Origin of the sequence: Hymenobacter roseosalivarius DSM 11622 (genome assembly GCF_900176135.1) — a bacterium.
GTDB classification, from domain to species: Bacteria; Bacteroidota; Bacteroidia; order Cytophagales; family Hymenobacteraceae; genus Hymenobacter; species Hymenobacter roseosalivarius.
In genome coordinates this window covers 1-3,779 of sequence record NZ_FWWW01000110.1, presented here as the reverse complement: position 1 = coordinate 3,779, position 3,779 = coordinate 1, and the positions used below count along the sequence as shown (strand labels likewise).

Sequence of the window (3,779 nt, the reverse complement as noted above, 5' to 3'; positions counted from 1 at the left end):
CCTTCTTATAGCAGCGGGGGGATAAAATTACTCTAAGCTCCCACAGGAGCTGTTTCTGAAGGCTTTCGCAGGCTGCGCAGCCCGTTGGGCTGCACGTCCACCTGGCGGGGGAAGGTGTACTTGCCCAGGCGGTTGATGTGCTCGTAGCGGGCGGGGGAGAGACGCGCCAGGTCTTCGTCGCGCACCTCGATACCCTCCGCTCGCAGCGTCTGTACTACCTGTTGCAGGTAGACTGTATTCCAGAGCACCACTAGGTTGGTGACCAGGTTTAACGCCCCCACGACTTCTTGCTGGGCTTCTTCCTGCTTGCGGCGGATGAGCCCGTCGCCGCCAAACCAGAGGAAAACCCGTAGCGCGTGCAACCGCTCGCCCTTGTTGAGCTGGACGTGAATCTTGCGCCGTAAGGGCTGACTGAGCAGGTAGCGCAGAATGAAATTCGTTTTGATGAGCCGCCCGTACTGCTGCAAGACGTAGGTCAGATTGTGCTGGCGCGGGTAGGCCTGCAGCTTGCTGATAAAGAGCGAGGCCGTCACGTAGCCCAGCTTGAAGGAGCCGGCTACCCGCAACAAATCGTCCAGACGGGCCTCGATATAACCGGGCTGGACGTGGCCGGTGAAGTGCAGGCCCGGATAGGCCAGCTCCCGGCCCCGGATGCGGCAGAGCTTCTGGTCGCCGATGTCGCGCAGCCGCGGCGAGTACTGTAGCCCTAGCAGGTCAAACAGTCCGAAAACCAGGTCGGTATAGCCGTGCGTATCGGTGGCGTGCTCGACGATGACCACGTCGGTTTCGTTGCCCAGTACCTCGTCCAGCACGTAAGTTGCGTCGCGCTCGGTGGCGGGGATGACTTTGCTGCCGTACTGGGCGTAGTGGTCGGCCGTGTGGGTGTAGAAGGTCACGCCCCGGCCGTAGCCGAAGTAGCGCGGCAGGGCCTTGGCGTTGCGCACCTGCCCGCTGACGGGGAAGCGCTGGCCGTCGGAGGAGGATAAGCCCCCGCCACCCCAGTGCTGGGCCAGCCACTGGCGGTGCTGCTGGTTGACCACCCGGGTCGTGGCCGCCCGCAACGGCTGTTCGTGCAGAAATTGATTCGTGGCCCACCAGACGGTTTGGTACGCCAGGCCGGTGCTGCGGGCCATGTCGGAGAGGGGAATGTTGCAAGCGGCCGCCAATAGGGCGGCATAAATGGGCTCCGGGGCCTCGCTGCCCCCGGTTGACGCCTCGCGGAGCAGCTCGGAGAAGCCGGTCCAGCCGTCCACTTCCACCAGAATGTCCGTCAGCTCCACGGCGGGCATGCGGGCCCGAATCTGCTCGTCCAGCACCCGGAGCGACGCCGGCAATTCTTCGGCCTGCAAAGCGGTGACCACCAATTCGCCGTCTTCCAGACGCACCTCGCCGCCTTCTGCCAGCAGGGCGCTCACCTGCGGCAGCAGCGCTTCGAGCTCGGCCAGGCGGGCCTGCAGGCGCTGGCTCGGGTCCTCGGGCAGGCCCAGTTGGCGCAGCACCTCGCCGCGCAGCCCGGGCCACTGCGCGGCCGGAATCAGGTAGCTCTCCAGGTCGGCGAATTTGCGCGAGCCGGGCACGAACACGTCCCCCGAGCGCAGTCGCTCGCGCAAGGTGGCCAGCACGCACAGCTCGTAGGGCAGGCGCTCCGGTGCTTGCTGCGGGTGCACAAACCCGTGCCAGGAGGGCGTGATGAAGTCGGTGGGGGCATCGGCCGGCAGCTTGCGCCGGGCGCCGGTCTGCAGCTCCACCACCAGGGCCAGGGCCTCGGCGAACCGGTCGCCGGCAAAGGCACTGGTAAACGAAATCTGTCGCAACAGACTGCCTGAAAACTGCTTCAGGTGCGCGTAGCGCCGCAGCAGAAAGGCCAGGGGCGAATCCAGGCGGGTATCGCTCAGGGCGTAGTAAGCTTGGAGGGCCTGCTCCACCTGCTCCCGGGGAATTGCCTCAAACACTGCTTTCCGCACCTGCCCTGCGGGTATCTGTTCGTCCACCACCGTGCGCGCGACCTGGGCGAAGACGCGCAGGGCCGTCTCGCGGGCCTGGCGGATGGCCAGCAGGTGCGCCTCGTGCTCGCGCTGGGCCTTGCGTTGGGCCAGGGCCCAGTAGTCGCTGAACATGGTGAGCACCGCATCGAGCACGTCGCGGTGGCTTTCCAGCACGAAGGCCACCAGCAGCGGGTAGCGCTTGGCTGGCGCGTAGCGGCCGATGGCCTGGCTGGTGCGGTGGCGGGCCCGGTGGGCCAGGCGCTTGCGCCGGTTGGCGTTCAGCCCGCCCGTGTCCCAATCGACCAGCCCCAACTGGTGCAGGAAATCCAGCTTGGCCAGGGCCTGGTTGATGGCTGTGGGCGTGTTGGCCGTCGCTGGCTGGCACAGCCAGCGGTGGGGCGTCACGCGCAACGCCGGGTCCACTGCCAGCAGCGCATCTAATTGAGTTTCCACCGCTGGCGTGAGCAGCGGGGCCAGGCGCTGGTAGGTGGCCGCGTCGGTTTGCAGCAAGGCCTGGCTCACTAGCAGCTCCAGTACCGAGATGGCCGGACGCAGCACACGGTCCTGGTGCAGCTTCTGACACGCGGCCTGCAAGAGCAGGCGCAGCTGGTCATGCTCCTGGGCCCTTTCCAACAACCAGGCTTCCAGGCCGGGGCTATCCAGCGGCTGCCATTTGCGGTAGCCCAGGTGGCGCAGCACCAGCTGCAGGTGCTCGCTACGGGTAGCAGCCCGTTCGCCGTAGGTGGCCAACGCGTCCGGTGCGAGGCCCAACTGCTGCCCGACAAAGGTGGCCACCGGAACCGGTACCTGCTCGAACCAGTCTTCGGGCAGGTAGCCCATCAGGCGCACCAGCCCCAGTTGCACGGCGCAGCCTAGGCGGTTGCCGTCGCGGCGCTGACGCTGAATAAATTCACGGTCTGCCCCCGTCAGATGAAAGTGCTGGCGCAGGTCGGTTTCGCTCAGCGTGGCCGGCACCTGTTGATAGCCCTGGCGTTCGGGGGCGGTGAGAAAGGGGATAATCATGCGCTGGGGCGGGGTTCAAAAAGCCGTAGCTTTCCGGCCCAGGTCCCCACGCCTCCCGCCGGGCGACGAAACGCCCGAAAACAGGGTTCAGAAAGTCAGGCCAAAAATAAACGGTGTTTTATCTTTGTGAACCAGACTTTTTGACCCTTTCGACCTCCCTTATGCACCAGACCTTCGGCTACGCCCGCGTTTCGACCGTCGACCAAAACCTGGACACCCAACTTGACATCCTGACCAAGGCCGGGTGCGACCGCATCTTTCAGGACAAAATCACGGGCATGAGCGTGCAGCGGCCGGCGCTCGATGAATTGCTGGGCTTGTTGCGTGCGGGTGATACCGTATTGGTGGCGCGTTTCTTCCGCCTGGGCCGCAGCCGCGACCACGTCATTCACTTGGTGAATTCCTTCCATCAGCGTGGCATCCACTTCAAAGCCCTGGACCTGGGCATCGACACGACAACGCCCGCTGGCAAGTTCATGCTCTCCATCTTCGCCTCGCTAGCCGAGTACGACCGCGAAAGCATCCTGGAGAAGACCAAGGCGGGCCAGCAGCTGGCCGCTGCCCAAGGCAAGCACATCGGCCGGCCCAAAGGCCTGGACGCTGAGAACGTGGGCAAAGTGCGGAAAGCGCTCGGAAAAGGCTTGTCCGTGGCCGAAACGGCAGAACTGACGGGCATCAGTCTCTCCAGCGTCAAACGCTACCGCAAGCACCTACAAGCTGCGTTGAACTGAAACAACCCCTGGCAGGGCTTAGAGTAATTTTGTCCCCCCG

The 3,779-nt window shown here is 64.8% G+C and carries 2 protein-coding genes; one reads left to right on the top strand and one right to left on the bottom strand.

Annotated elements, in window-relative coordinates; all coding sequences use genetic code 11:
- Positions 1 to 32: 32 nt before the first annotated feature.
- On the bottom strand, positions 33 to 3,008 hold the full coding sequence (locus B9A24_RS20860) for a Tn3 family transposase (protein WP_084447987.1): 2,976 nt from the start codon (positions 3,006 to 3,008) through the stop codon (positions 33 to 35).
- Positions 3,009 to 3,169: 161 nt separating this feature from the next.
- Between B9A24_RS20860 and B9A24_RS20855 the strand changes: the two genes are divergently transcribed.
- Positions 3,170 to 3,739, top strand: coding sequence for a recombinase family protein (locus tag B9A24_RS20855; protein WP_084447984.1), 570 nt, complete (start codon positions 3,170 to 3,172; stop codon positions 3,737 to 3,739).
- Positions 3,740 to 3,779 lie beyond the last annotated feature (40 nt).